Source organism: Pseudomonas sp. BLCC-B112, assembly GCF_028550695.1.
GTDB lineage: Bacteria > Pseudomonadota > Gammaproteobacteria > Pseudomonadales > Pseudomonadaceae > Aquipseudomonas > Aquipseudomonas danubii.
This window is the reverse complement of record NZ_JAQQGK010000003.1, coordinates 56439-83289: the sequence shown is the minus strand read 5'-3', so window position 1 is coordinate 83289 and position 26851 is coordinate 56439. Positions and strand designations below refer to the sequence as shown.

General features: G+C 59.2%; 24 protein-coding genes and 3 tRNA genes. 10 read left to right on the top strand and 17 right to left on the bottom strand.

All coding sequences use genetic code 11. The features are described from left to right. Window positions 1-42: 42 nt before the first annotated feature. Window positions 43-921: a sterol desaturase family protein gene (locus tag PQT43_RS09330; protein WP_253085177.1), complete on the bottom strand. Its 879-nt coding sequence runs from the start codon at window positions 919-921 to the stop codon at window positions 43-45. A gap of 66 nt (window positions 922-987) precedes the next feature. On the opposite strand from PQT43_RS09330, the gene PQT43_RS09325 reads away from it, so the two are divergent. Continuing rightward, window positions 988-1953 carry an AraC family transcriptional regulator ligand-binding domain-containing protein gene (locus PQT43_RS09325; protein WP_267268617.1) on the top strand — a complete coding sequence of 322 codons (966 nt, stop codon included), beginning with the start codon at window positions 988-990 and terminating at the stop codon, window positions 1951-1953. Between the two features lie 68 nt (window positions 1954-2021). On the opposite strand, the gene PQT43_RS09320 is transcribed toward PQT43_RS09325, so the two are convergent. From PQT43_RS09320 to PQT43_RS09280, 9 genes are all read right to left on the bottom strand, one after another. Continuing rightward, entirely contained in the window at window positions 2022-3893 is a 1872-nt protein-coding gene (locus PQT43_RS09320) for a SurA N-terminal domain-containing protein (RefSeq protein ID WP_102864653.1), read from the bottom strand. Window positions 3894-4119: 226 nt separating this feature from the next. Beyond that, a complete protein-coding gene (locus tag PQT43_RS09315; protein ID WP_011062271.1) occupies window positions 4120-4392 on the bottom strand; it encodes an HU family DNA-binding protein in 273 nt (90 codons plus the stop codon). 148 nt (window positions 4393-4540) lie between these two features. Further along, window positions 4541-6937 (bottom strand): endopeptidase La, encoded by a 2397-nt coding sequence (gene lon, locus PQT43_RS09310; protein WP_102864652.1) that lies wholly within the window; start codon window positions 6935-6937, stop codon window positions 4541-4543. Window positions 6938-7099: 162 nt separating this feature from the next. Next, the gene (gene clpX / locus PQT43_RS09305) at window positions 7100-8383 is read right to left on the bottom strand and encodes an ATP-dependent Clp protease ATP-binding subunit ClpX (RefSeq protein ID WP_272753755.1); all 1284 of its coding nucleotides are present in this window, start codon (window positions 8381-8383) and stop codon (window positions 7100-7102) included. 112 nt (window positions 8384-8495) lie between these two features. After that, complete coding sequence (gene clpP / locus PQT43_RS09300; RefSeq protein ID WP_011062274.1) at window positions 8496-9131, bottom strand: ATP-dependent Clp endopeptidase proteolytic subunit ClpP; 636 nt, start codon at window positions 9129-9131, stop codon at window positions 8496-8498. Between the two features lie 92 nt (window positions 9132-9223). After that, window positions 9224-10534, bottom strand: a complete 1311-nt coding sequence (tig, locus tag PQT43_RS09295) for a trigger factor (RefSeq protein ID WP_115580527.1) — start codon at window positions 10532-10534, stop codon at window positions 9224-9226. Between the two features lie 412 nt (window positions 10535-10946). Then, a tRNA-Leu gene (locus tag PQT43_RS09290) sits at window positions 10947-11031 on the bottom strand. A gap of 57 nt (window positions 11032-11088) precedes the next feature. Then, window positions 11089-11164: transfer RNA gene (locus PQT43_RS09285), tRNA-His, on the bottom strand. Between the two features lie 32 nt (window positions 11165-11196). After that, window positions 11197-11273 (bottom strand) — tRNA-Arg (locus PQT43_RS09280). A gap of 280 nt (window positions 11274-11553) precedes the next feature. Between PQT43_RS09280 and folD the strand changes: the two genes are divergently transcribed. Both folD and pbpG read left to right on the top strand, forming a co-directional pair. After that, the gene (folD, locus tag PQT43_RS09275; protein WP_102864649.1) at window positions 11554-12408 is read left to right on the top strand and encodes a bifunctional methylenetetrahydrofolate dehydrogenase/methenyltetrahydrofolate cyclohydrolase FolD; all 855 of its coding nucleotides are present in this window, start codon (window positions 11554-11556) and stop codon (window positions 12406-12408) included. Window positions 12409-12700: 292 nt separating this feature from the next. Then, window positions 12701-13639, top strand: a complete 939-nt coding sequence (pbpG, locus tag PQT43_RS09270; RefSeq protein WP_102881833.1) for a D-alanyl-D-alanine endopeptidase — start codon at window positions 12701-12703, stop codon at window positions 13637-13639. Window positions 13640-13689: 50 nt separating this feature from the next. On the opposite strand, the gene PQT43_RS09265 is transcribed toward pbpG, so the two are convergent. Then, entirely contained in the window at window positions 13690-14364 is a 675-nt protein-coding gene (locus PQT43_RS09265) for a PA2778 family cysteine peptidase (protein WP_267268618.1), read from the bottom strand. 224 nt (window positions 14365-14588) lie between these two features. Here PQT43_RS09265 and PQT43_RS09260 point away from each other — a divergent pair, with 224 nt between their 5' ends. After that, on the top strand, window positions 14589-14759 hold the full coding sequence (locus tag PQT43_RS09260) for a hypothetical protein (protein ID WP_162884075.1): 171 nt from the start codon (window positions 14589-14591) through the stop codon (window positions 14757-14759). A gap of 79 nt (window positions 14760-14838) precedes the next feature. Here the strand turns inward: PQT43_RS09260 and PQT43_RS09255 are convergent, their stop codons facing one another. Continuing rightward, window positions 14839-15594, bottom strand: a complete 756-nt coding sequence (locus tag PQT43_RS09255; protein WP_102881835.1) for a TerC family protein — start codon at window positions 15592-15594, stop codon at window positions 14839-14841. A 30-nt stretch (window positions 15595-15624) separates the two neighbouring features. Next, window positions 15625-15873: a hypothetical protein gene (locus PQT43_RS09250; protein ID WP_102881836.1), complete on the bottom strand. Its 249-nt coding sequence runs from the start codon at window positions 15871-15873 to the stop codon at window positions 15625-15627. 134 nt (window positions 15874-16007) lie between these two features. On the opposite strand from PQT43_RS09250, the gene nhaR reads away from it, so the two are divergent. Further along, window positions 16008-16913, top strand: a complete 906-nt coding sequence (gene nhaR, locus PQT43_RS09245) for a transcriptional activator NhaR (RefSeq protein ID WP_272753754.1) — start codon at window positions 16008-16010, stop codon at window positions 16911-16913. Here the strand turns inward: nhaR and PQT43_RS09240 are convergent, their stop codons facing one another. Beyond that, window positions 16914-18071, bottom strand: a complete 1158-nt coding sequence (locus tag PQT43_RS09240; protein ID WP_110596159.1) for an MFS transporter — start codon at window positions 18069-18071, stop codon at window positions 16914-16916. It abuts the gene before it with no gap. A 350-nt stretch (window positions 18072-18421) separates the two neighbouring features. Here PQT43_RS09240 and sstT point away from each other — a divergent pair, with 350 nt between their 5' ends. Continuing rightward, window positions 18422-19654 carry a serine/threonine transporter SstT gene (sstT, locus tag PQT43_RS09235; protein WP_253085180.1) on the top strand — a complete coding sequence of 411 codons (1233 nt, stop codon included), beginning with the start codon at window positions 18422-18424 and terminating at the stop codon, window positions 19652-19654. Between the two features lie 91 nt (window positions 19655-19745). Here the strand turns inward: sstT and PQT43_RS09230 are convergent, their stop codons facing one another. Together PQT43_RS09230 and PQT43_RS09225 are read right to left on the bottom strand one after the other, a co-directional pair. Beyond that, window positions 19746-20255 carry a DUF1993 domain-containing protein gene (locus PQT43_RS09230; protein WP_102864642.1) on the bottom strand — a complete coding sequence of 170 codons (510 nt, stop codon included), beginning with the start codon at window positions 20253-20255 and terminating at the stop codon, window positions 19746-19748. Window positions 20256-20326: 71 nt separating this feature from the next. Next, window positions 20327-21355: an AraC family transcriptional regulator gene (locus PQT43_RS09225; RefSeq protein WP_272753753.1), complete on the bottom strand. Its 1029-nt coding sequence runs from the start codon at window positions 21353-21355 to the stop codon at window positions 20327-20329. Between the two features lie 177 nt (window positions 21356-21532). Here PQT43_RS09225 and PQT43_RS09220 point away from each other — a divergent pair, with 177 nt between their 5' ends. Next, window positions 21533-24052, top strand: coding sequence for a flavin-containing monooxygenase (locus PQT43_RS09220; RefSeq protein ID WP_272753752.1), 2520 nt, complete (start codon window positions 21533-21535; stop codon window positions 24050-24052). A gap of 221 nt (window positions 24053-24273) precedes the next feature. Continuing rightward, window positions 24274-24924, top strand: a complete 651-nt coding sequence (locus PQT43_RS09215; protein WP_102864640.1) for a YceH family protein — start codon at window positions 24274-24276, stop codon at window positions 24922-24924. Window positions 24925-24963: 39 nt separating this feature from the next. On the opposite strand, the gene PQT43_RS09210 is transcribed toward PQT43_RS09215, so the two are convergent. Further along, window positions 24964-25782 (bottom strand): shikimate 5-dehydrogenase, encoded by an 819-nt coding sequence (locus PQT43_RS09210; RefSeq protein ID WP_272753751.1) that lies wholly within the window; start codon window positions 25780-25782, stop codon window positions 24964-24966. Window positions 25783-26037: 255 nt separating this feature from the next. Between PQT43_RS09210 and PQT43_RS09205 the strand changes: the two genes are divergently transcribed. Then, window positions 26038-26397: a hypothetical protein gene (locus tag PQT43_RS09205; protein ID WP_102864638.1), complete on the top strand. Its 360-nt coding sequence runs from the start codon at window positions 26038-26040 to the stop codon at window positions 26395-26397. 247 nt (window positions 26398-26644) lie between these two features. After that, entirely contained in the window at window positions 26645-26839 is a 195-nt protein-coding gene (locus tag PQT43_RS09200; RefSeq protein ID WP_102864963.1) for a hypothetical protein, read from the top strand. The last annotated feature ends 12 nt before the right edge of the window (window positions 26840-26851 follow it).

Sequence of the window (26851 nt, the reverse complement as noted above, 5' to 3'; positions counted from 1 at the left end):
TGGCAACCGGGCGTTCTCGCGGCAACGGAGCCTGCCAGGTCGCTAGCCTTCAGCCGAAGCGCCAGTCTGCAAAGCAGTATCCACTTTTGCGTGCGCAGCGGATCGGGCTTTGCGACTGCGTACCAACGGCCAGAACAGCTCCTCCTTCCAGCTCACCGGCGCCAAGTGCTCGATACCGAAGGTAACGGGCCGGCGGCGGGTGATCTTCGCGGTGCCAAACAGCACATCCCAGAGGAACAGCAAGTTACCGAAGTTGCCCTTGTAGTGGGTCACTCCATCCTCGGCGCTCAGGCCATGGTGAGCCGAATGGGTCGAAGGCGTTGAAAAGACTCGCTCCACCAGCCACATCAGTGGCCGGAGAAAACCGATGCGGTACAGCTTGTCGTCCCAGGCCACGCTGCTGTGTGCGGCGAAGATCACCGTCATCTTGAGAATCAGGTAACCGTAATAGACCGGCGCCAGCCCCAAGTAGATCAGCACCCCGGAGAACCAGATCCCGGGCATCAGCAGGTAATAGAAGCTGTTGTTGCGATAAACGATGCGAATGCTCATGTAGGGCGCTGAATGGTGAGCCCGGTGCAGGGCATACAGCGCGGGGAGACGATGGGTCAGGCGGTGCCACCAGTATTGGGTCATGTCATCGAAGATCAGGAACAACAGCAGACCAAGCACCCAGGGCGTATCCGCCAGCATGCCCCTGGCTTGTGGCAGTGCCAGGCCCATGAGCGCACCGCTGGCCCACATCACCAGGGGAAAGGTCACGCCGAGCAACAGGCTTGAGCCCACCGCCTCGATCAGCACGTCGCGGCGCTGGCCACGGGGTTGGCGAAAGGCTGAACAAGCTATTTCCAGGAGGATGAAAAACACAAAGATCGCCGAAACGATCAACAGGGGGTTGTTGGTCATCAGATCGTGGTTCATGGCATTCTCGCTCTTATCCTTATGGGCAACGCCCGACCATTAGAGATCAGCAAGGCAGCCCTCTCTATGCGCGAAATGGACAGAATCCAGCGAGATCCGGCCAACCGAGCGGCCCCGCGCTTTCATCGAGGACGCCTCGGTGAAGTCTTGCAACGCTTCCTCAATGACCAGAGCGCCGCGCCGCACCAGGACTACAACCTGCTGCACCTGGAACAGCTATGGCGTGCGGCGGCGGCGTTGGAGCCGGCCATAGGCCTCAAACTGTTCGAACGCTTCACGCCCCAGGACTGGCACGTTATTGCCCATGCCAGCCTCTACTGTCCGGATGTTGCCGCGTCCATGGCATTCTGGGTTCGCTATGCGCCGTTGGGCTCGGACACCGATCGCGTGCAACGGGTGACGGATGCCCGAGGTTCTGGTGTTGAAATCCATATCGACACCTCGGCGGAGTTGAGCCGCTACCTGATCGAACACTATGGAGTCATGTCCATCACTCAACTGCGGCGTGGTACTGGTCTTGCGGTTCGGCCCGTGCTGGCCTGCTTCAGCCATTCGCGTCCCGACTATCACGCGCAATACCAGCATTGGTTTGGCGACCGTATCGAATTCGATTGCCGGGCCAACCGTTTCTACTTCGACCCGCACAGCCTGCAACTGCCACTGCAGACCCGCCACGCCGGCATGCTCGACCTGTTGAGCGAAGAGCTGGATCGGCGGGTGGCCCTGCACCAACGGCTGAGCGGTTGGGCAGCCAAGGTGGCCAGGGCCTGTCGTCAGGCCCTGGCGGCGGGCCATCCCGTAACCCTGGAAAGCCTTTGTGCCCATCTGCATCAAACCCCACGCACGCTGCGGCGACGTCTCGCGGAACAGGGGCTGAGTTTTCGCCAGTTGCTGGACCAGACCCGCGCCGAGCTGGAAATGCATCTGGAATTGCAAGGCGAATCCCGGACGCAGATTGCGCTACAGCTGGGTTACAACGATCAGGCGGCCTATCTGCATGCGCGCAAGCGCTGGCACACCACCAGCACCTGAGGTTTATCCGAGCTCAAAAAAAACCCCGGCATTGCGGCCGGGGTCTTTTCAACACTGCGGTTCAGGCATTAGTAACGCTTGATGTCCGCCTGGTTTTCCAGCTGCTTGCGGTAGGCGGCAAAATCTTGCTGCCCTACCCGCGAGGCCAGGAAGCGACGGTATTGAGCCTTCTCTTCCTCGGTCGGCGCAGCGGCTTCATTGACGGCATTGAGCTGCAGCACCAGCAGATTGCCGTTAGGCAGGGTCACGCTAGTGAAGGTCGGTTTGTCCTTGGACTCAGGCTTGCTCATGCGGAACAACGCCTGCAGAACAGTTGGATCGATACCATCCTGACCACGGGTCACCGCTTGTGCGACTTTCCAGTTCTGGCCATCAACCGGCTTGTTCAGCGCGGTCTTGCCGTCACGCAAGCTGGCAATCAGCTCTTCAGCCTTGGTCTTGGCCGCAGCACTGGCGTGCTCCTTGGCCAATTGCGTGCGAATGGCACTGGCGACGCTTTCCAGAGGCAGTTGCTCAGGTTTGCGATGCTCTTTGGCTCGCAGCACCACGACAGTTTCCGGGTCCAGTTCGATGGCGGTGCTGTTGGAACCCTCGTCGAGGACTTCGGTGCTGAACGCTGCTTGCACCACTGCACGGTTGGCAGCGATACCGTCGCCACCGTCACGGCCGAATGGCGCGGAGGTGTGAACAGTCAGCTTCAGCTCCTGAGCCGGTTGTGCCAGATCGGAGGCTTCGAACGAAGAGTCCTCCAGCTGCTTGGTCGCCTCGACGAAACGCTGCTCGACCTGCTGAGTTTTCAAGTCGCGGGTCAGCTTGTCCTTGAGACTGGCGAAGCTCGGCACTTCCGGTGCTTCGATGCCCAACAGCTTGATCAGGTGGAAACCGAAGTCCGTACGCACCGGAGCCGAGACCTGATCCTTATTCAGCGCATACAGCGCCTTCTCGAAGGTTGGGTCATAAACACCTGGACCGGCGTAGCCCAAGTCGCCACCGTTATTAGCCGAGCCTGGATCCTGGGAGAATTCCTTGGCCAGTGCCTCGAAGCTTTCGCCTTTGGCCAGACGCGCCTGGATCTCTTCGACCTTGGCCTTGGCCTGAGCCTCGTTCACCTTATCGTTGACTTCGATCAGGATGTGCGCGGCACGACGTTGCTCGGACAGGTTGGCGATTTCCTTCTGATACAGCGCCTGCAGGTCCTCGTCCTTGACACTGACCTGATCAAAGAAGGCAGCCTTCTTCAGCTCGATGTAATCAATCACCACTTGGTCGGGAGTCATGAACTCCTTGGCGTGCTGATCGTAATAGGCCTTGACCTCGTCATCGGTCAGCTTGATCGCTGCCGGATCAGCCTTGATGCTCAGAGAAGCAAAATCTCGGGTCTGTTTTTCCAGACGAGCGAACGCCAGTACCTGAGCATCGGTCACGAAACCACTGCCCGCCAGACCGGCACGCACCTGACCGATCAGCATTTCCTGAGCCAGCATCTGGCGGAATTGCAGACGGGTGTAGCCCAACTGACGAATCACCTGATCGAAACGCTCAGGGCTGAATTTGCCTTCAACCTGGAATTCCGGCGTTTGCAGGATCACCTGATCCAGCGCGCCCTCGGAGAAGGCAAACTTGGAATCCTGTGCACCTTGCAGCAACAGTTTGCGGTCGATCAGCCCTTTCAAAGCGGCTTCGCGCAGCATCTTCTCATCCAGCAGGGAGGCATCGAAATCTTTGCCCAACTGTTGCATCAGTTGACGACGTTGCATGTCGACGGCCTGGCTCAACTCGTTCTGAGTGATTTCCTCGCCGTTGACCTTGGCCGCGTCCTGGTTATGGGTAGTGGCCTGGAAAATGGCATCGAAACCGGTCAACGCCAGCAATGCGACGATGACCCCGATGATGGTTTTGGCAATCCAGCCTTGTGAGTTGTCCCTGATATTCTGCAGCATGCGTCCCCCAGAAACGGCTGTACTTCAATTTAAGCAACCGTGGAGTGTGGGTAGAGTCCGGATAGAAGAAAGGCGCATCCGAGGATGCGCCTTCTCGTAACTGGCGGAGCGGACGAGAGCTGAACCTGCGACCCTCGGCATTGGCCGGTGATGCACCGGCCTACTGGCGCCCCGCTGCCAGATCAGGCATGACCCCGACCCGGATGGGCAAAGACCCTGAAGAAACTTAGTTTACGGCTTCTTTCAGTGCTTTACCGGCTTTGAAACCTGGCTTTTTAGCAGCAGCGATTTCCAGAGTCTTACCGGTCTGTGGGTTGCGACCGATACGAGCTGGACGATCAGTTACGGAGAAAGTACCGAAACCAACCAGAACAACAGAGTCACCGGCCTTCAGAGCGCCAGTAACGGATTCGATTACTGCGTCCAGCGCACGGCCAGCAGCAGCTTTCGGGAGATCAGCAGATGCAGCGATAGCATCAATCAGTTCCGACTTGTTCACTCTAAGTCCCCTTACATATCTATGAGTATGATTCTAAGTTTTTTGGTGAAAGCAAAAACGAGTGCTGAATGGCCTACAGACACTTAAGAGCCGCTTTATAACAAGGGCTCTAAAAAGCTGTCAAGGAAGCCCCCCAGGCTAATGCGTACTAATGCGTGCTAATTCTTTCCTTAGAGTCAGACTCGCGTTTTTCGTCCTTTGCAACTATCTCGGGAGCCACATCCGGCAAGGGCTCCGGCGCGTATTGCAGCGCAATTTGCAGGACTTCGTCAATCCATTTAACTGGTTTAATCTGCAGATCCTGCTTGATATTGTCAGGAATTTCTTTCAAATCGCGAACATTCTCTTCAGGAATGATCACCGTCTTGATTCCACCCCGATGAGCTGCAAGTAATTTCTCTTTCAGCCCGCCGATGGCCAATACCTGACCGCGCAGGGTGATCTCTCCTGTCATCGCTACATCAGCCCGCACCGGAATGCCGGTCAGCGCCGAAACCAACGCCGTGCACATGCCTATGCCCGCGCTAGGGCCGTCTTTAGGGGTAGCCCCTTCCGGCATGTGGATGTGGGTGTCGCGCTTCTCGTGGAAGTCCAAGGGAATACCCAGGCTCTTGGCACGACTGCGTACCACGGTCAGCGCGGCAGTGATCGACTCGACCATGACATCGCCCAGGGAGCCGGTCTTGATCAACTGACCCTTGCCTGGAACCACAGCGGCTTCGATCGTCAGCAACTCACCGCCTACCTGAGTCCAGGCCAGGCCGGTCACTTGGCCGATCTGATCCTGCTGCTCGGCCAGGCCGTAGCGGAATTTACGCACGCCCAGGAAGTGTTCCAGCAGATCGGAAGTGACCTTAACAGAGAAGCGTTTTTCCATCGCATGCTCTTTCACCGCCTTGCGGCAGACCTTGGCGATCTGACGCTCCAGGCCCCGCACACCGGCTTCGCGGGTGTAGTAGCGGATGATGTCGCGAATCGCATCGGGGTCGAATTCCAGCTCGCCTTTCTTCAGTCCATTGGCCTGAATCTGCTTGGGCGACAGGTACTTGACCGCGATGTTGATCTTCTCGTCCTCGGTGTAGCCAGGCAGACGAATCACCTCCATCCGATCCAGCAATGCTGGGGGAATATTCATCGAGTTGGAGGTGCAAAGGAACATCACATCGGACAAGTCGTAATCAACTTCCAGATAATGATCGTTGAAGTTGTGGTTCTGCTCAGGGTCCAGAACCTCCAGCAACGCCGACGCCGGATCACCACGCATATCACTGCCCATCTTGTCGATTTCGTCGAGCAGGAACAGCGGGTTGCGAACGCCAACCTTTGTCATCTTTTGAATCAATCTTCCTGGCATCGAACCGATGTAAGTTCGACGATGTCCACGGATTTCCGCTTCATCACGTACGCCACCCAGCGCCATACGCACAAACTTACGGTTGGTCGCATTGGCGATCGACTCCGCAAGAGAGGTCTTACCTACCCCAGGAGGACCGACGAGGCACAGCACCGGACCACGAATCTTCTTCACGCGCTTTTGTACGGCGAGATATTCGAGAATCCGCTCTTTGACCTCTTCCAGACCATAGTGATCGGCGTCGAGAATATCCTCGGCACGCGCCAGGTCGAGACGCACCTTGCTCTGGGCCTTCCAAGGCACTTGAACCAGCCAATCGATATAGGAGCGAACCACCGTAGCCTCGGCAGACATCGGCGACATCTGCTTGAGCTTGTTGAGCTCGGCCTGAGCTTTGGTCATCGCATCTTTTGGCAGGCCGGCGGCATCGATGCGCTTTTTCAGCTCTTCGATTTCATTGTGACCCTCGTCACCATCGCCCAGCTCCTTCTGAATGGCCTTCATCTGCTCATTCAGGTAGTACTCGCGCTGGCTGCGTTCCATTTGCTTTTTGACGCGGCCACGAATGCGCTTTTCAACTTGCAGCAGGTCGATCTCGGCGTCCAGCAATGCCAGGACGTGCTCGACCCGAGCAGACAGATCAATGATCTCGAGGATTTCCTGTTTCTGCTCGATCTTCAACGCCATATGCGCGGCCATGGTATCCACCAGGCGGCTTGGCTCGTCGATACTGTTGAGGGAGGACAACACCTCGGCAGGAACTTTCTTGCCCAGTTGCACATATTGCTCGAACTGGGACAGCAGACTGCGAACGAACACCTCTGACTCACGATCAGGAGCATCTACTTCGTCAATCAGGGAGACTTCGGCACGGCAATGACCATCAACTTCACTGAAGCGTTCGACAGCGCCGCGTTGCTCGCCTTCAACCAACACCTTGACGGTGCCATCAGGCAACTTGAGCAACTGCAAGACAGTTGCAATGGTACCTACGCGATAGAGTGCATCTTCACCGGGATCGTCATCAGCAGGGTTTCTCTGTGCCAGCAAGAGAATCTGCTTGTCGCCCGTCATCGCTGCCTCGAGGGCTTCGATCGACTTCTCGCGCCCCACGAACAGCGGGATAACCATGTGCGGATAAACCACAACATCACGCAATGGCAGGAGAGGCAATTCGATGGTTGTCTTCATGATTTCGCCTCTACGGCGGCCGTACGGCCGTAAACAGATGGAAGTAAGCTTGAAACCAAGATGGGGGCTGCCTGTAAAAAAAACAAGCTTAAAGACAGCACTTTAAGACGCTAAAAGCAAAGGGGCCCGAAGGCCCCTTCTTTCAATCCAACAGCGCGACGCTTACGCGTCTGGCGCCGCCTTGGCCGTCGGCTCACTGTTTTCATAGATGTACAGTGGCTGGGACTTGCCTTCAATGACGCTTTCATCGATCACTACTTTACTCACCTCGGATTGCGAGGGGATCTCGTACATAGTGTCGAGCAGAACACCTTCGAGAATCGAACGCAGGCCACGAGCACCTGTCTTGCGTTCAAGTGCACGCTTGGCGACTGACTTCAATGCGTCAGTGCGGAACTCCAGATCAACACCTTCCATCTCGAACAACTTGGCGTACTGCTTGGTCAAGGCATTCTTCGGTTCAGTGAGGATCTGAACCAATGCAGCTTCATCCAACTCATCCAGAGTCGCCAGGACTGGCAGACGGCCAACGAACTCCGGGATCAGACCGAACTTGACCAAATCGTCAGGCTCGACTTCACGCAGGGACTCACCAACCTTCTTGCCCTCTTCCTTGCTACGCACTTCAGCATTGAAACCAATGCCGCCACGGGTAGAGCGGTTTTGAATAACCTTTTCCAGCCCGGAGAACGCGCCACCACAGATGAACAGGATGTTACGAGTATCGACTTGCAGGAATTCCTGCTGCGGGTGCTTGCGACCACCTTGTGGCGGAACGGAAGCAACCGTACCTTCAATCAACTTCAACAGGGCTTGCTGAACGCCTTCACCGGAAACATCCCGAGTAATCGAAGGGTTGTCAGACTTGCGGGAAATCTTATCGATTTCATCGATGTAGACGATGCCCATTTGAGCTTTTTCTACGTCGTAATCGCACTTCTGCAGCAACTTCTGAATGATGTTCTCGACGTCCTCACCCACATAACCAGCTTCGGTCAAGGTGGTTGCGTCGGCGATCGTGAACGGTACATTCAACAGACGCGCCAGGGTTTCCGCCAGCAGCGTCTTACCCGAACCTGTAGGGCCGATCAGCAAGATGTTGCTCTTGCCAAGCTCGACGTCGTCACTTTTCTTGTCACGCTGATTCAGACGCTTGTAGTGGTTGTACACCGCTACAGCTAGAACCTTTTTTGCACGTTCCTGACCAATCACGTATTGATCAAGGATGCCGCTGATTTCTTTAGGCGAAGGCAGTTTATGCGCGCTGCTCTCGGCCTGTGCTTCCTGCACCTCCTCACGGATGATGTCATTGCACAAGTCGACGCACTCGTCGCAGATAAAGACCGAGGGGCCGGCAATCAATTTGCGTACTTCATGCTGGCTTTTGCCACAGAAGGAGCAATAAAGCAGTTTGCCGTTGTCCTCGCCGTTGCGGGTGTCAGTCATTCGTTCGATCCAAATCCGATAGGCTTGCAACACAAGATGAAGGCTATTGCGGGCTTTTTCAAGCCCGCCACTGATCAGAACAACTGACCAAGCCTATTTTGAGCTGCTTATTTTAAGCGGGGCGTTGGTTGATTACTTCATCGATCAACCCGTACTCACGCGCTGCTTCGGCGCTCATGAAGTTATCACGATTGGTATCGCGCTCGATTTCTTCCAGAGTGCGCCCGCTATGCTTGGCCATCAGCGTGTTGAGACGCTCACGGATGAAGAGGATTTCCTTGGCATGGATTTCTATATCCGACGCTTGGCCTTGGAAACCGCCCAGGGGCTGGTGAATCATCACTCGGGAGTTTGGCAGGCAGAAACGCTTGCCAGGGGCACCGGCCGTCAGCAAGAAGGCACCCATGCTGCATGCCTGACCAATACAGGTGGTTGAAACGTTAGGCTTGATGAACTGCATGGTGTCGTAGATCGACATGCCAGCCGTTACCGAGCCGCCCGGGGAGTTGATATAGAGATGGATGTCCTTGTCCGGGTTTTCCGCTTCAAGGAATAGCAGTTGCGCACAAATCAGGTTGGCCATGTAGTCTTCTACAGGACCTACCAGAAAGATCACTCGCTCCTTGAGGAGGCGCGAGTAGATGTCGTAGGCGCGCTCGCCACGAGCGGACTGCTCGACAACCATCGGGACCAGGCCGCCTGCGGCCTGGATATCAGAGTTCTGCTGAATATACGAATTACGGAACATGCTCTGCAGTCACTCCCAAATAGTCACGTCTTGAATACGCATAAGCCAGCGCGAAGGCTGGCTTATGGTGTGTGCTTCGAACGAGAAGAAAATCAGTCGGCTTGAGGTGCTTCTACCGGCTTGACCGCTTCTTCGTAAGAGACCGATTTGTCGGTCACGCTAGCTTTCTGCAGAACAGTATCCACAACTTGTTCTTCCAGCACAACCGAACGGACTTCGTTCAATTGCTGCTCGTTCTTGTAGTACCAGGACACGACCTGCTCAGGCTCCTGGTAAGCCGAAGCCATTTCCTGAATCAGCTCGCGAACACGGTCTTCATCAGGCTTCAGATCGAATTGCTTAACAACTTCAGCAACGATCAGGCCCAGCACTACGCGGCGCTTGGCTTGCTCTTCGAACAGCTCGGCAGGCAGCTGATCCGGCTTGATGTTGCCACCGAATTGCTGGACAGCCTGAACGCGCAGACGATTAACTTCGTTGTCCAGCAGCGCCTTTGGCACTTCGATTGGGTTGGAGGCCAGCAGACCATCCATTACCTGATTCTTCACCTTGGACTTGATGGCCTGACGCAGCTCACGCTCCATGTTCTTGCGAACTTCGGCACGGAAACCTTCCAGGCCGGCTTCCTTGATACCGAATTGAGCAAAGAACTCTTCAGTCAGCTCAGGCAGCTTAGGCTCGGAAACGCTGTTAACAGTCACGGTGAACTCGGCAGCCTTGTTGGCCAGATCCAGGTTCTGATAGTTCTCAGGGAAGGTCAGGTTCAGGACACGCTCTTCACCAGCCTTGGCGCCAACCAGACCGTCTTCGAAGCCAGGGATCATGCGGCCGGAGCCCAGTACCAACTGAGTGCCTTTAGCCGAACCGCCTGCAAAAGCTTCACCATCAACCTTACCCACAAAGTCGATGTTCAGTTGATCATCGTTCTGCGCAGCGCGATCAACAACTTCAAAGCGAACATTCTGCTTACGCAGGATCTCCAGCATGTTGTCCAGATCAGCATCAGCTACGTCAGCGCTCAGACGCTCAACAGCGATGCTTTCGAAACCGGCAACCGTGAACTCTGGGAAGACTTCGAAAGTGGCAACGTATTCCAGATCCTTGCCCTTCTCCAGCACTTTAGGCTCGACCGAAGGAGCACCAGCTGGGTTCAGCTTCTGCTCAACAACGGCCTCATAGAAGGAAGCCTGGATCACATCACCCACTGCTTCTTGACGCGCATCAGCCTCATAACGCTGACGAATCACGCTCATTGGAACCTTGCCAGGACGGAAGCCCGCAATTTTGGCCTTTTGGGCAGTCTGCTGCAGACGCTTGTTGACCTGGCTCTCGATGCGCTCAGCCGGCACGGTGATGCTCATGCGGCGCTCAAGAGCAGAAGTATTTTCAACAGAAACTTGCATGGATATTCCTCGTTGCACAGACGTTAGCCGGCCGTTTTCCGACCCCAGAATCAAGGGCATGCATTCTAGTGGGTCAAACTCAAGAAGTCACCCTACTGAAAACGGGTAAAAAACGGCCGACAATGTGAAGGCGAGGACAAAGGGTTGAGCCTCGCCATGAGAGCAAATACTACGAATCCAACCAGAGCCTCTACACCAACCCTTCTATATATAGAAGGAGCCGGCCAGAGCCTCCCTGACAAACACCAACCAATAGCCAAGATCCCAGCGCCCAGTGACCAAAGGCCAACCATTGCCCAACCCAGCCGCCCCACTGTGCGTGAAAACACCAGACATGTCGGACCTAGAAACGAAAACGGCGCAGCCCTTTTCAGGTGCTGCGCCGTAATCTGCTATTAACTAGCTACTTTATTGGTGCGGACGAAGAGACTCGAACTCTTACACCTTGCGGCGCTGGAACCTAAATCCAGTGTGTCTACCAATTCCACCACGTCCGCTTAACAATCTTTTAAAGCAAAGGCGCCAGACTATTAATCTGGCGCCTTCTTCGAATATGGGGTGGACGATGGGGATCGAACCCACGACAACAGGAGTCACAATCCTGTGCTCTACCAACTGAGCTACGCCCACCATATTGCGTTACTTGTGCCAAAGCTGCCTAATGGCGCACCCGGCAGGACTCGAACCTGCGACCATCCGCTTAGAAGGCGGATGCTCTATCCAGCTGAGCTACGGGCGCCTTATTAATCTGTATTCTTTAACGATTACAAACTAATTGCTTTCAGTCGTTATGAGCTAAACATCAACTCTGCTCGACTTTCTTAACCAGTGCTAGGCTGTGCCCGACAAGTGCGACGAATGTTATAGGCGAGCCTTTAGGTCGTCAACTCTTTTTTGAAAAAAATTCATTTAATTAAAGGAGTTAGGGGAATTTGCAGACCAAGCGCCTTTGCCCTCACGTTCCGACATGCGAGAATACGTTCTCTTTTTCTCTCCCTCTCGATGGTTAATCACGCGTCATGACTGCACAACTAATCGACGGCAAAGCGATCGCCGCTAGCCTGCGCCAGCAGATCGCCAAACGTGTCGCCGAGCGTCGCCAGCAAGGCCTGCGTACTCCGGGCCTCGCGGTGATTCTGGTCGGCAGCGACCCGGCCTCTCAGGTTTATGTCTCGCACAAGCGTAAAGACTGCGAAGAGGTCGGCTTCCTTTCACAAGCCTATGACTTGCCCGCCGACACCACTCAAGAAGCACTGGCGGGCTTGATTGATCGCCTCAATGATGACCCGAACATCGACGGTGTCCTGCTACAGCTGCCACTCCCTGAGCACCTGGATGCCTCTCTACTACTAGAACGCATTCGTCCGGACAAAGACGTGGATGGCTTCCATCCTTATAACGTCGGTCGTTTGGCCCAACGCATTCCCCTGCTGCGCCCCTGCACTCCCAAAGGCATCATGACCCTGCTGGAAAGCACCGGTGCCGACCTGTATGGCATGGATGCAGTAGTGGTCGGCGCATCCAACATCGTTGGGCGCCCGATGGCCATGGAGTTGCTGCTGGCTGGCTGCACCGTGACCGTCACTCACCGCTTCACCAAGGATCTGGCTGGCCATGTCGGCCGTGCCGACCTGGTTGTCGTTGCTGCTGGCAAGCCAGGCCTGGTCAAGGGCGAGTGGATCAAGGAAGGCGCTATCGTCATCGACGTCGGCATCAATCGCCAGGAAGACGGCAAGCTGGTGGGCGACGTGGTTTATGAAACCGCCCTGCCCCGCGCGGGCTGGATCACTCCAGTGCCTGGTGGCGTAGGCCCCATGACCCGCGCCTGCCTGCTGGAAAACACCCTGTACGCCGCAGAATCGCTGCACAGCTGAGTTTTCGACAGCGCACAAAAACCCGCCAATGGCGGGTTTTTTTATGCGCCAACGTTACAACGCCACAGCGCTCTTTATCGCCCCTGAATCTTAGCGTTCAGGATCGCACTCAGCCTATTCTGAAACCGCAGTAGCGCTCAGGAAAAAACGGTGTTTTTTCTTGGTTTTTAAGGGTTTTCGACTGACCACTGAAGAACAATCGACAGTTCTTCAGCCATACTCATAAAATGTAACGCTTTTCCGAAAAAGCCCGTTGCCAAACGGCATATCCATTATTATCGAGTCCGCCCGCGTGAAAATTCGTCTCTCCATCCTCAGCTTATTGTTTGCTGTGTCCGGCACCTTGATCGCGCACAGCGTCGACGCCAGCGAAACCACCGCGGCGCCAAGAGACACTTCACAATTGCATATTGCATCCGGCAGCGCCCTGCTGCTGGACCTGCAAACCAACAAAGTCATCTATTCCAGCAATCCGGACGTTGTGGTGCCCATCGCTTCGGTGACCAAACTGATGACCGCCATGGTGGTTCTGGACGCCAAGCTGCCGCTGGACGAACACATCTCCATGAACATCAGCGACACCCCAGAAATGAAGGGCGTGTTCTCCCGGGTCAAGCTCAAAAGCGAACTAAGCCGTCGAGACACCCTGCTGATTGCCCTGATGTCCTCGGAAAACCGCGCCGCGGCCAGCCTGGCCCATTATTACCCGGGAGGCTATCCGGCCTTCATCGCCGCCATGAACGCCAAGGCCAAGTCACTGGGAATGACCCACACCCGCTATGTGGAACCCACCGGCCTGTCGATCCATAACGTTTCCACGGCTCGCGACCTGAGCAAATTGCTGGTGGCTGCCCGCAAGTACCCTCTACTGAGCGAGCTGAGTACCACCAAGGAAAAGACCGTGGCATTCCGCAAGCCCAACTACACCCTGGGCTTTCGCAACACCAACCACCTGGTCAACAAGGAGAAATGGGACATCAAGATCACCAAGACCGGCTTCACCAATCAGGCCGGTCACTGCCTGGTGCTGGTCACCAGCATGGGCAATCGCCCGGTAGCCCTGGTGATTCTCGATGCCTTCGGCAAGTACACCCACTTTGCCGACGCCAGCCGCATCCGCAACTGGGTAGAAACCGGCAAGAGCGGCTCGGTACCGGACGTGGCCTTGCGCTACAAGGCCGATAAGAACCTCAAGAACCGCCAGACTGCAGCCCCTCAGGCCTCGCACTGATACTCAAGCACAACAACGGCGCCCAATGGCGCCGTTGTTGTGCTTGAGTATCAGTGGCTGTCGAGCGCTTTAGCGGCCCTGGCCGCCGCCTGTTCCTGACCGGCCTGCCCCAGGTCATTGGCCGCTTTCAACCAGCGCTGGCGATCGACCTTGGCTGGCAACTGGTTGGGCGCCTGAATCAATACCGCAAAGCTCCCGGCGCTCTTCCAGGAAGACTCGAACTCACGAAAGCTCATCAGTTGCCGACGGCTTTTCGCTCCACGCAGCAACACGGTTTGCTTGTCCCGGTTGTAGCCGGCCAACACCGCATAACGCGGCTCAGCCCAGAACGTCGAACCTTCGGTAAAGCGCACCAGTACCGGATAACCCGCCGCCACCTGGGTCAGCAGGGCGGCTAGATGGTCATCCAGGGGATAGACCACCATGCCGTACTCACGCGCCAGGCTTAGCATGTTCTGCTGCAATTGCGCCTCGGCGCCAGGCAGGTGCAAGGGTTTGTCCAGCAACCCCGGAGTAATCACGACGCCCTGTTGCGACAGCATGCCAGCCAAGGCTGCGGGGCCACTTTGGTACATCTCTCCACGGAAAAACGGCACGCTGTTGAGCTCTACCCGCTCCGGCAGGCGCTGGATCTCGGGTTGCACGCTGCCGGCACAACCGACCAGGCTCAAGACACAGGCGCTGACCAGCAACGCCGCTCGAAATCGAGGAAATACCCGCACCATCATCGCTCTCTATATTCAAACGCCGGACGACCCGGTCCCGGCTGGGGCCTTGATCATAGGGCGCTCACGGGCGAGGGTATAGCGTTAGGCGGCAGTTAATTGAAAACCATAGAGCGAAGTGTTCGAAGACTCTCGACTATTGGTCAATAGCCTGAAACACAGAGACTACTAGACTAACCATTGGTAAGAGTGTGTGCCCTGGACAGGGCATCAAGGAGGCACTTATGAGCCTGACAACGACGATAGTGATGCTGATCCTGAGCTGGCTGGCCGTAGCCGCCGCAATGCTCTGGGGCGTGCTACGCATCACCCGCCGTCACCATCATCGGCCCCAGCAGTCCACCCCTGACATCAAGACTGGAAAAGCCGCCCGGCGCCCAGCCACTGCTCACTGATCAACATTCCCGCCCTGCCGAAAACAACACGGCCGCCTGACTCCAAGGAGTACAGACGGCCGTTCGTCATGGTTGCGAATCAGCCCTCGGCCTGCGCCGCCTGACGCTTCTGGCGGACCCGACGGGCCAGTATGTTCAGGCTTTCAATGGCAGCCGAGAACGCCATCGCCGCATACACATACCCTTTGGGTACATGGGCGCCGAAACCTTCGGCGATCAGGGTCATGCCGATCATGATCAGGAAGCCCAGGGCCAGCATCACCACGGTCGGGTTGTCATTGATGAACTTGGCCAACGGCTCGGCAGCCAGCAGCATCACCAGTACCGACGCCACCACGGCAATGATCATGATCGGCAAGTGCTCGGTCATGCCCACGGCAGTAATGATGCTGTCGATGGAAAACACCATGTCCAGCAACAGGATCTGGCCAATCGCAGCAGCAAAGCCGATCGCCACGCCCGATGTCTGGGTTTTGTCCGCCTCAGGCTCCGGAGTCATGCTGTGGTGAATCTCCGTGGTGGCTTTCCACACCAGGAACAGGCCACCGGCAATCAGGATCATGTCCTTCCAGGAGAAGCTCTGCCCCATGACGTCGATCACCGGCTCGGTGAGCTGGACGATGAAGGCGATGGTGCTGAGCAGCGCCAGACGCAGGAACAACGCCATGCCAATACCAATGCGCCGCGCCTTGGCCCGATGCTTTTCCGGCAACTTGTTGGTGAGGATGGAAATAAAGATCAGGTTATCGATGCCGAGCACGATTTCCATCACCACCAGGGTGGCCAGGGCGACCCAAGCAGTGGGGCTAGCAGCGAGTTGTAAGAGGTAATCCATGGGTCAATCCTGAATCGGTTGTATGAAAGATCAGATTTCCTGGGACGACTCCGGCTTCTTCGCCGCGTCTTCCTGTGGTTTTTCCTTGCCGGTCACACTTTGCGTGGCGTCACTCAACGCTTGCTCTGCGGCCTTGTGAGTATCGTCGATGGCTTGCTTGGCAGTCTCGGCCGCCTTGTCCAGCACCTGTTGCGCGCTTTTTTCCGCCTGATCGCAAGCTGCCAGGGTCAGCATAGACAGTGCCAGCAGCGACGCTACACCCAGTTTTTTGAATGACATACCGTATTCCTCGATAGAACGGGCGTGGCCAAGTGGGGCCCCGTCGATAGCGGGGCATTCTAAGGAGAGTAATACTTCAGGAAAATTCGTATTTTTAGCAGTTATACTTCGATTTTCACGAACTGATAGTCGCCATGCTCAACTACCGACAACTGCATTATTTCTGGGTTGTAGCCAAGACCGGCAGCATCGTCCGCGCCTGCGAGCAGCTCAACCTGACTCCACAAACCATCAGCGGCCAGATCAGCCTGCTGGAGCAGACCTATGGCATCGAACTGTTTCACCGGGTCGGACGCCAACTGGAACTGAGCGAAGCCGGGCGCCAGGCCCTGCCCTACGCCGAACAGATGTTCCAGCTCGGTGGTGAACTGGAAGCCATGCTTCGGGCCAGACCCGACGAGCAACAGATCCAATTCCGCGTCGGCGTGGCAGACGTGGTGCCCAAGTCCATCGTCTATCGCCTGATCGCGCCCACCATGGAACTCAGCGACCCGATTCGCCTGACCTGCCGCGAAGACAAACTAGAGCGCCTGCTGGCAGACCTGGCCATCCAGCGCCTGGACCTGGTGATCTCCGACAGCCCCATGCCCTCGCATCTGGACATCAAGGGCTACAGCCAGAAACTCGGAGAATGTGGCGTCAGTTTCTTCGCCACCGAGGAACTGGCGCGATTGCACGGCGCGGACTTTCCCCGGGGCCTGCACGGCGCCCCGCTGCTGATCCCGGGCCAGGAAACCGTGGTCCGCAGCCGCCTACTGCGCTGGTTCGCCGAACAGCAATTGCAACCGCGCATCATCGGCGAATTCGATGACAGCGCTCTGATGCAGGCCTTCGGCCAGTCCGGCAGTGGGATCTTTATCGCCCCCAGCGTGATTACCGATGAGGTCCGGCAACAGTACGGCGTGCATCTGATTGGCCAGACCGATGCCGTGACTGAATCGTTCTACGCCATTTCCGTGGAGCGCAAGGTCAAGCACCCCGGCATTGTCGCCATTACCGAAGGGGCCCGACGGGAACTGTTCACCTCCATCAACCACTGATCAGGAAGGACAGGCGTGCGGCGCCTTGAGCTTCATCAGCAGCAACGCCAGGGCAATGGACAGCACAATGAAGCAGGACGCTGCAAATCCCAGGCTACCCAGCCCCAAGGTGTCGATCACCCGACCGCCGACCATAGCCCCCAGGCCGATCCCCAGGTTGGCCCCGGCGATGTTCAGCGACGCAGCGAACGCCGGCGCTTGCGGCGCCGCCTTGATCAGCCGCACATGGCTGACCAGGAACAGGGCTGCCTGGGTCACGCCCCAGACACCCATGGCTGCCGCCAACCCCAGGGTCGAATGAATGCTCGGCACCAAGGCCAGCATGCCGCCGATCATCAACCCACAGAACACCATGGAAGCGATCAGCGGATGCCGGTCCACAGCCCGGCCGCCCAGGGAATTGCCGATCAACCCCACCGCGCCAAAGCCCATCAGGCACCAGCCCACCACGGTGCCGTTGAAGCCCGCCAGGCGCTCGAGAATATCCGCCAGGTAGGTATAGGCAGTGAACATGCCGCTGAACACCAGAATCGACAGCAGTACATGCCCCTGCATCAGCGGGCTGCGCAGGATGCGAAACTGCGAACGCAGGCTCGCCTGTTGGTTATGCGGCTTGGTTGTCGGCAGGTAGACCCACAGCAGCAAGGCCTTGCCAAAGGCCACCACAGCGAGGAGGCCAAAGGCGCTGCGCCAGCCAAAGGCATCGGCGATCAGGGTGCCCACGGGAATCCCGAACACCGTGGCGCAAACAATGCCGAAGCCGATCTTGGCAATGGCGCGCCCGGCGTAGTCCGGGCCGACGATATCCACTGCCGTTTCGCTGGCCAGGGCCCAGAACACCGGCAACCCCAGGGCCGGCACCAGTCGCGCCAGGGACATCACCCAGATATTCGGCGCGAGCGCCGCCAGGGTATTGGCCAGGCCAAACATCAACAGCACGCTGATAAACAGCTGCTTGCGCGGAAAACGCGCGAAGTAGGCGGTCAGGAAGGGGCCGAAAGCGGCGACGGTGAATGCGAACAGGGTCACCAGCAAGCCGGCCTGGGACACGCTGACCTGCAAGTCCCGGGCAATCGACGGCAACAGGCCGACGATGATGAATTCCGTGGTCAGCACGGTAAAACCCGCGGCCGACAACAGCAGGATGGGCAACAACATCAAGAACTCCAGAAACGGCGACAGCAGCGATAGCCCGAAGGGCCCGCTGACTGGATAGGAAAAGGGGGTGGCGAATGTTAACAGAGTGAGTACGGGTCAGGGCAACCGCCACGTCGCCGCTTTTCTTGCTGTGCCAAGTGGCAGATCGTCACATCGACGCAGGAATCACTGGCTGCTGTGATAAAGTCCGCCCCCTGCCAAAAACAGGCCTGATCGCGCACTGCCACTCAAGTCGCCCGATCGCCGGTTGCCATTGACCACCGCAGCCATGGGTGCCGCTGCAGCCCGGGCCACTTCCGGCCCTGGGTACCCGGCATGCACTGCACATTAAAATAAACAGAGATACCGCTATGAGCGCTTCCCCCCCTTCCTTTCTGCAATTCCTCAAACGCCTCAGCCTGGTCACGCAGATCGTTATCGGCCTGATTGCCGGTATCGCCCTGGCCTTGCTGGCACCCGAGGCGGCGAAGTCCACCACCTTTATCGGCAAGGTCTTCGTCTCGGCGCTCAAGGCCGTGGCGCCGATCCTGGTGTTCGTGCTAGTGATGGCCTCCATCGCCAACCACAAGCACGGCCAGGAAATTCATATCCGGCCGATCCTGGTGCTCTATCTGCTAGGCACCTTCGCTGCTGCTGCAGTGGCCGTGATTGCCAGCAGCCTGTTCCCCTCCGCCCTGGTGCTGTCGACCCACGACGTCGCCATCACCGCTCCCGGCGGCATCAGCGAAGTGCTGCAAAGCCTGCTGCTGAGTGTGGTGGACAACCCGGTCAGCGCTCTGATGAACGCCAACTTCATCGGTATCCTGGCCTGGGCCATCGGCATGGGCGTGGCCATACGCCACGCCGGCCAGACCACCCGCACGGTGCTCGACGACCTGTCCAACGGGGTCACCGTCATCGTGCGTGTGGTGATCCGCTTCGCGCCCCTGGGGATTTTCGGCCTGGTGGCCTCGACCCTGGCCACTTCCGGCTTCGACGCGCTGCTGGGCTACCTGCACCTGCTGGCGGTACTGATCGGCTGCATGCTGTTCGTGGCCCTGGTGATGAACCCGCTGATCGTGTTCTGGAAGATCCGCCGCAACCCCTTCCCACTGGTACTGACCTGCCTGCGCGAGAGCGGCATCACCGCGTTCTTCACCCGCAGTTCGGCGGCCAACATTCCAGTCAACCTGGAGCTGAGCAAGCGCCTGGGCCTGCATGAAGACACCTATTCGGTGTCCATCCCCCTGGGCGCCACCATCAACATGGCCGGCGCGGCGATCACCATCACCGTGCTGACCCTGGCCGCCGTGCACACCCTGGGCATCGCCGTCGACCTGCCGACCGCCGTGCTCCTCAGTGTGGTGGCGGCGATCTGCGCCTGCGGCGCTTCCGGTGTCGCCGGTGGCTCGCTGCTGCTGATTCCACTGGCCTGCAGCCTGTTCGGCATCCCCAGCGAAATCGCCATGCAGGTGGTGGCCGTAGGCTTCATCATCGGCGTGCTGCAGGACTCGGCGGAAACTGCGCTGAACTCCTCCACCGACGTGCTCTTCACCGCCGCCGCGTGCATGGCCCAGGAAGACAAGGCGCAAGCCTCAGCCTGATTCACGGCCACTAAAAAGCCCGGCCAGGGTCAACCTGGCCGGGCTTTTTTATGCGCGCTGAAAGGCTCGTGCCGCTCTTCAGCAGGACGCCTTAGAACGCGCCCATGTAGTCGCGCTTGCCCACTTCCACACCGTTGTGACGCAGGATCGCGTAGGTGGTGGTGACGTGGAAGAAGAACTGCGGCAAGCCGTAGGTCAGCAGGTAGGACTGGCCACTGAAGCGCTTCTCTTTCGGAGTGCCCGGACGGGTGACGATCTCGATGCCTTCCTTGCCATCGATCTGCGAAGGCTGAATGCCTTCGATAAAGGCCAGGACCTTGGCGATCAGCGCCTGCAGGTCGGCGAAGGTGACTTCAGTATCGTCGTACTTGGGCAGTTCGACCTCGGCCAGGCGAGCCGACACGCCCTTGGCGAAGTCCACGGCGATCTGCACCTGACGCACCAGCGGGAACATGTCCGGATACAGGCGCGCCTGGAGCAGGGCATTGGGTTCGATATTCTTCGCCGTGGCGTGAGCTTCGGCCTTGTGCAGTACATCGCTCAAGGCGTTGAGCATTTGCTTGAAGACAGGAACGGAAGCGGCGTACAGGGAAATAGTCATGACAGTCTCGACATGGATGGCGGAAATACAACGAGCAGCGATTATAGCCACAGCGGCCGACCCCGGGGCCTTTATCCCGGCGGCCCTTGGCGATAGGCGCTGGGCGCGACGCCAAACCAGCGCTTGAAGCTCTGGGAAAAACTCGACAGGTCGCTGAAGCCCAGCCGCTCGGCGATCTGCGTCAGGCTCAAGGCCGGGTTGCCCAATAGCTCCAAGGCCCGGGCGCTGCGGTGCTGGGTCTGTAATTGCCGGTACGACGTGCCCTCCTCCTGCAAACGACGCTTGAGGGTGCGCACGCTGGTCCGACTCAACCGCGCCATGCTCGGCAGGTCCGGTACGCTGCCGGAGGGGGCGGCCTCAAGATACTGGCGCACCAGGGCCGTAGCCCCCTGAGGCGCTGAACGACGCTCCAGCAACTGTGCACACATCTGCTCGCACATCGACACCGTCAGTGGATTGGCCTGGGGCAAGGCCCGGGTCAGGAAGCGCCGGTCGAAGGCCAAGCCATGCTGCGCGGCCCGATAGGCGGGACTCAGGCCCAGGATCTGCTCCACCTCCCCCGTGCTGCGCGCCACAGGACGGCCATTGCACCGGGTAAACCGCGTCAGGCGAAAGTCCGGGCCCACAATCTCCTTCATCAATACCGCCGCAGCGGCCATGTCCCGCTGCAGCAGAAACTCCCGTACCGCCGGGTCCGCCACCGCAGGCTCAGCAAACGTCAGCACGCCCAGCTCCTGCTCCAATCGATAGCCGATCGTGGCAAAGGCATAAGTCAGGGGTAAAAAGCGCAAGGCCAGGTTCAAGGCATCCGCCGCGGTCGTACTGCTGATCAGGCCATAGCCAAACAGGCCGTAGCTGGAGAAGTGATAGCGCGCGCCCACGACGTAACCCAAGCCCCGGGGATTGCCCAGCAAACCCAGCAGATTGCTCACCAGTTGCAGTTCCTGAGCCGCCGTCAACAGGCTGTTGGGGTCCTGCAACTGCTCCAGGGACAACCCCGAACCGGCCAGCAAACTCGCCACTGGCAAGCCCTTTTCGCGGCCGAAGCTCACCAGCAGCAAGGCGCTGGAAGGTCCTCGGGTGTAGGTCTGGATACTCATGGGCCGGACTCATGAACCGCTGATTTGGCCCAAATACTAAAGCACTTGTCCCGTTACAGCATGGGGCCTGCACTTTATTCCCTGCATGCTTCACTGATCGGGGCTGCACCACAGAAACAAGGACGTGGCCTCGGGAGGATCAACCCAGTGCCGCACAACAATAACAACGAGGTCGTCATGCCCCAATCAGCACCTGCCTGTACCCCACCCTCCAGCTCAACCGCGCCCCTTGAGGCCCTGATCATCGGCAGCGGCTTCGGCGGCCTGGGCATGGCCATCGCCCTGCGCAAGGCCGGGGTCGATCAGTTCATCCTTCTTGAGAAAGGCCAGGACGTCGGTGGTGTCTGGCGCGACAACACCTACCCCGGCGCCGCCTGCGACGTGCCTTCGCACCTGTACTCGTTTTCCTTCGAGCCCAACCCGAACTGGTCCCGGGTGTTCGCCCCCCAGGCAGAGATCCACGGTTACCTGCAGCATTGCGCCCAGCGCTACGACCTGCTGCGCCACATCCACTTTGGCAGCGAAGTGCGCCACGCCCGGTTCGATGAAGCCAGCAGTTGCTGGCAGGTCATCTGCCGCGATGGCCAGGAGCACTTCAGCCGCCTGCTGATCAGCGCCACTGGCCAACTGAGCCGCCCCGCCCTGCCCAACCTGCCGGGCCTGGACAGTTTCCAGGGTCATGTATTCCATTCCGCAGCCTGGGACCATCACTACCCTCTGGCCAACAAGCGGGTAGCGGTGATCGGCACCGGCGCCTCGGCCATCCAGTTCGTTCCGCAGATCGCCGATCAGGTGGCCGCGCTCAAGGTCTTCCAGCGCTCCCCGGCCTACATCATGCCCAAGGCCGACCGCGCCTACCGCCCGGAGGAAAAACAGCGATTCGCCCGCCATCCGCTATGGGCCAAACTGGTGCGCGCCGCCCACTACCTGCATTTCGAATCCCGGGCCCTGGGCTTTACCCGCCTCAAGAGCCTGACCCAATGGGTGGTCGGTATTCCTTTTCACAAGCTGCTGAATGCCTCGGTGCCCAACCCCGAACTGCGCCAGCGCATGACCCCGGACTATCCCATCGGCTGCAAACGCATCCTGCTGTCCAACGACTACCTGAAAACCTTCGCCAGCCCCCATGTCGAGCTGTTGACCCAGGGCATCGAGCGCATTACCGAGCACGGCATCACAACCCTCGACGGCCAGCAGCATCCGGTGGATGCCATCATCTATGGCACCGGCTTCGCCGCCACCGAATTCCTTTCGCCGATGCGCATCAGCGGCCGCGGCGGGGTCGACCTGAACCAGGCCTGGCAACATGGCGCGGCAGCCTACCTGGGGCTCAGCGTGCCCGGCTTCCCCAACTTCTTCATGCTCTACGGGCCCAACACCAACCTGGGCCACAACTCCATCATCCACATGCTGGAAAGCCAGATATCCCACGTGATCAAGGCCCGCCGGGCGCTGCTCAAAAGCGCGGCGAAAACCCTGGAGGTGGACGAGTCGCCCTACCAGCGTTTTCAGTGGCGCATCCAGCGCCGCCTGGCCACCTCGGTGTGGAGCGGCTGCCAGAGCTGGTATGTCGACGCGCAGGGGCACAACAGCACCAACTGGCCCGGTTTCACCTGGAGCTACAGATGGCTGACCCGCTATGGCGGACTGTCCGCCTACCGATTTGCCAGCCCCCTGGACGCGCCGTTTTCGCCCAGCGATGGACAGCGAGTGGCCCCACCCGGAGATTGGCTGGAACGGTGCAACGCGGCTTTCTTGCGGCTTTTCCTGAGAGCCAGTTTCAGGACCCTGATCGGCCCGCCGCGGCAACTGGTGAGCCAGCGCAAGCTCGTCAACGCCCTCTCTTGGCTGATGCCCGGTGGCCTGGGCGTAACCCGCAAGCGCACGAGCCTGGGTCAGTTGGCGGTGCAGTGCGTCGAGCCCAAGGCCCGGACCTCGAACGCAGTCATCCTCTACCTGCACGGCGGCGCCTTCTGCCTGGGCAACCCGGACACCCACTACAGCGTCACCAGCCGCCTGGCCAGGGAGACTGGCTGCCGCGTCTGGGCGCCCGACTACCGACTGGCACCGGAGCATCCCTACCCGGCCGCGCTGGACGACTGCCTGGCCTGTTATGACGCCATCCGTGCCCAGGGCTGCCCGGCGCAACAGCTGCTGATTGCCGGTGACTCTGCCGGGGGCGCCCTGGCGCTGGCACTGGCGCTGACCTTGAAGCAACGCGGCGAGCCGTTCGCGGCCGGGCTGATATTGCTCTCGCCGGTTACCGATCCCGACCTGGGCGCAGACCGCCTTCAATCCCGATCCGCCGTCGACCCGATGATCCGCCGCGACTGGCTGGAACAAGCCCTCAAGGCCTACGCCGTCCCTGCGCAGACGCTTTCACATCGCCCCCTGGAAGCAGACCTGCGCGGCCTGCCGCCGATGCTGATCCAGGTCGGCGACCAGGAACTGCTGCTGTCCGACTCCCTCCGCCTAGCCGAACGGGCACGGGCGTCCGGCGTACCCTGCCAGCTGGAAATTCACGACGGGCGCTGGCATGTCTTCCAGTTGCAGGCCTTCTATCTGCGCTCTGCCAGGAACGCCCTGCGCAGCATCGCCCGGTTTGCCCAGCGGTGCCTGGAACCCGTCGCCAGTCCCCCAACGCCGTCCACGCCGCGGGCCGCAGCCGAACCGGCACAAGCTGCGCAATCCAGCTGAAACCTGCCGCCGCGCCGACTGCGCGGCGGCCTTGCCTTGCTTGAACGCCGCAACCCGATCCCCGCCCCACCAAGTTCTGATGGTCAGAACCGGCTTGTGAAGGTAAAACAGAGCCCCTCGAAGAAGGCCGACTCGGCCACGGAAAACTCAAGACCGCCCTAGCGCGCCATGCACCGGGTTTTCCACGACCTCATCCATCAGTGACCAAGGGACCAGCACTTATGAGCAACGAGCACGACACCCCCAGCGAAGCACTGCGCCTGAGCAGTACCGACATCCGCGTTCTGGGTTCGTTGATCGAAAAGCAGGCCACCAGCCCGGAAACCTATCCCCTGACCCTCAATGCCCTGGTGATCGCCTGCAATCAGAAAACCAGCCGCGAACCGGTGATGAACCTGACCCAGGGCCAGGTCGGCCAGAGCCTGCGCGCCCTTGAGGCCCGGGGCTTCACTCGGTTGGTCATGGGCAGCCGCGCCGACCGCTGGGAACAGCGCCTGGACAAGGCCCTGGAACTGGTGCCGGCGCAGTTGATCCTGTGCGGCCTGATGTTTCTGCGCGGTCCGCAGACGGTCAACGAACTGCTGACTCGCAGCGGGCGCATGCACGATTTCGAAGACAGCGAGCAAGTCCTGCACCAGCTCGAACGCCTGATCGCCCGGGGCCTGGCCCTGCACATCCCGCGTCAGGCCGGCCAGCGCGAGGACCGCTACACCCACGCCCTGGGCGACCCGGCGGATATCGAAGCGATCCTCGCCGCCCGCGGCAACCCGGTGGAGCGCAGCGCCGGCGGCGCGGTTTCAGTGGAGCGCATCGAAGAACTGGAAGCGCGGATCGCCGCCCTGGAAGAACGTCTGGCCCAGCTCGAAGGCTGAGCTGATGCGTCCCCATGGGCCGCTGACGACAATGCCGGCTCAAGCCCGAGCGAAGGCCACCGCCTTGTGGAACTGCTCCTCGCTCGGGCGCACGCCGGTATACAGCACAAACTGCTCCAGGGCCTGAATCGCAATCACCTCCAGCCCGGTGATGACCTGCTTGCCTTCGGCCCTGGCCCGCAGGATCAACGGTGTCTCCGACGGCACGGCCACCACATCGAACACCCGGTCCGCCGCAGCAATCGCCTCGGCCTCGAACGCCAGCTGCTGCGCTTGCGGGCCACCGCTCATGCCGATCGGGGTCACGTTGATCAGCATCTGCGGCCGCAGGCTGCCCAACTCCGCCCGCCACTCATATCCCAAGGCACTGGCCAGGGCGCGCCCGGTGACTTCATTGCGCGCGACGATCACGCCCTGGGCATAACCGCCATCACGCAAGGCACTGGCCACCGCCTTGGCCATGCCGCCGCTGCCGCGCAGGGCGAAAGTCGATTCCCGTGGCACGTCGTGCTCGGCCAGCAACTGGGCCACGGCAATGTAATCGGTGTTGTAGGCCTTCAGGTGGCCATCGGTATTGACGATGGTGTTGATCGAAGCGATGGCCCTGGCCGAGGCATCCAGCTCATCCACCAGGGGGATGCAGTCCTCCTTGAACGGCATGGACACGCCGCAGCCGCGAATCCCCAACGCACGTATCCCCCGCACCGCACCGGGCAGATCCTGACTGCTGAAGGCCTTGTAGTAGAAATTGAGCCCCAACTGCTCATACAGATGATTGTGAAAACGCAGGCCGAAGTTCCCCGGACGCCCGGACAGCGACATGCACAACTGGGTGTCTTTGTTGGGGTTCATTTGCATATTCATCTCCTCGCTGGGCACTTTCGGATAGACGGGCTTGGTCAGCCAAGCCCCTTGTGCCTGATCATATCGGCGCTGGTTTGCAGGCCCCTGCAGCGCCCAGGGATGACGGTAAAGAGGCCGGTACAGACCTTACACAATATTTACTTAGCGGCTGTGCAGATTTTCCAGAAACCGCTGTCTTAGCAGTATCCCCGCGTCAGTTCTTGAGTCTGGTGCAGACCATAAACGCAGGGGTTGAACCGAGGACCAACCATGATTTCCAAAATCCCCAAGATTGCCCTGCTCATAGGTGCACTGGCTGTCGCCGGCCAGGCATCGGCCCACGGTGGTGGCTGGGCCGGCCCCGCAGCACTGGGCGCAGTTGTCGGTGCAGCCGTTGTGGGCTCGGTGATCGCCAATCAGGATCGTCCGGTCTACGTGCAGCAGGCGCCGGTGTATGTGCAACCCCAGCCGGTGTATGCCGCGCCACCACCGCCGGTCTACTACCAGCCGGCACCGGTCTATGTCCAACAACCGGTCTACTACCGCCCGGCGCCGGTGTACTACGGCCCGCCACGGGGCTACTACGGCCACCCTCATTACTACTACGGCCCACGTCCCGGCCGCTGGTAACCGTCCACTGAAACAGCCACAGGCCCCGCCCTCGAAGCGGGGCCTGTTGCATTTTGCCATCACCCGGATGTCTGAATAATCCCGAACAATGTCGCGACTGGAACAGTATTTGCCTGCAAATCCGGGAATAGTGTGCTGATCCCACGACGGCCCTGAGCAACGCGGGACTGTCATGTTTGTGTCATTCAAGGACTGCAAGATCGACCCAGTCCGCTCGCCACAGGCCCATAACAACAAGGACGACCCCATGCCCACGCAAAACCCCCACCGCGTCGAAGGCCTCTGCACCTCCAGCCGGGTGTACGACGCCCTGACCGAACTCAAGCATCTGGAAGGCCATCGCTGCGCCAAGTTTCTCTCGCTGCTGGCCCAGAACCTGGTGCGCAAGGGCCTGCTCAATGAGCAGGAAGTGCTGCACATGCTCGATCAGGTGGTGGACTGAACCACCGCAACC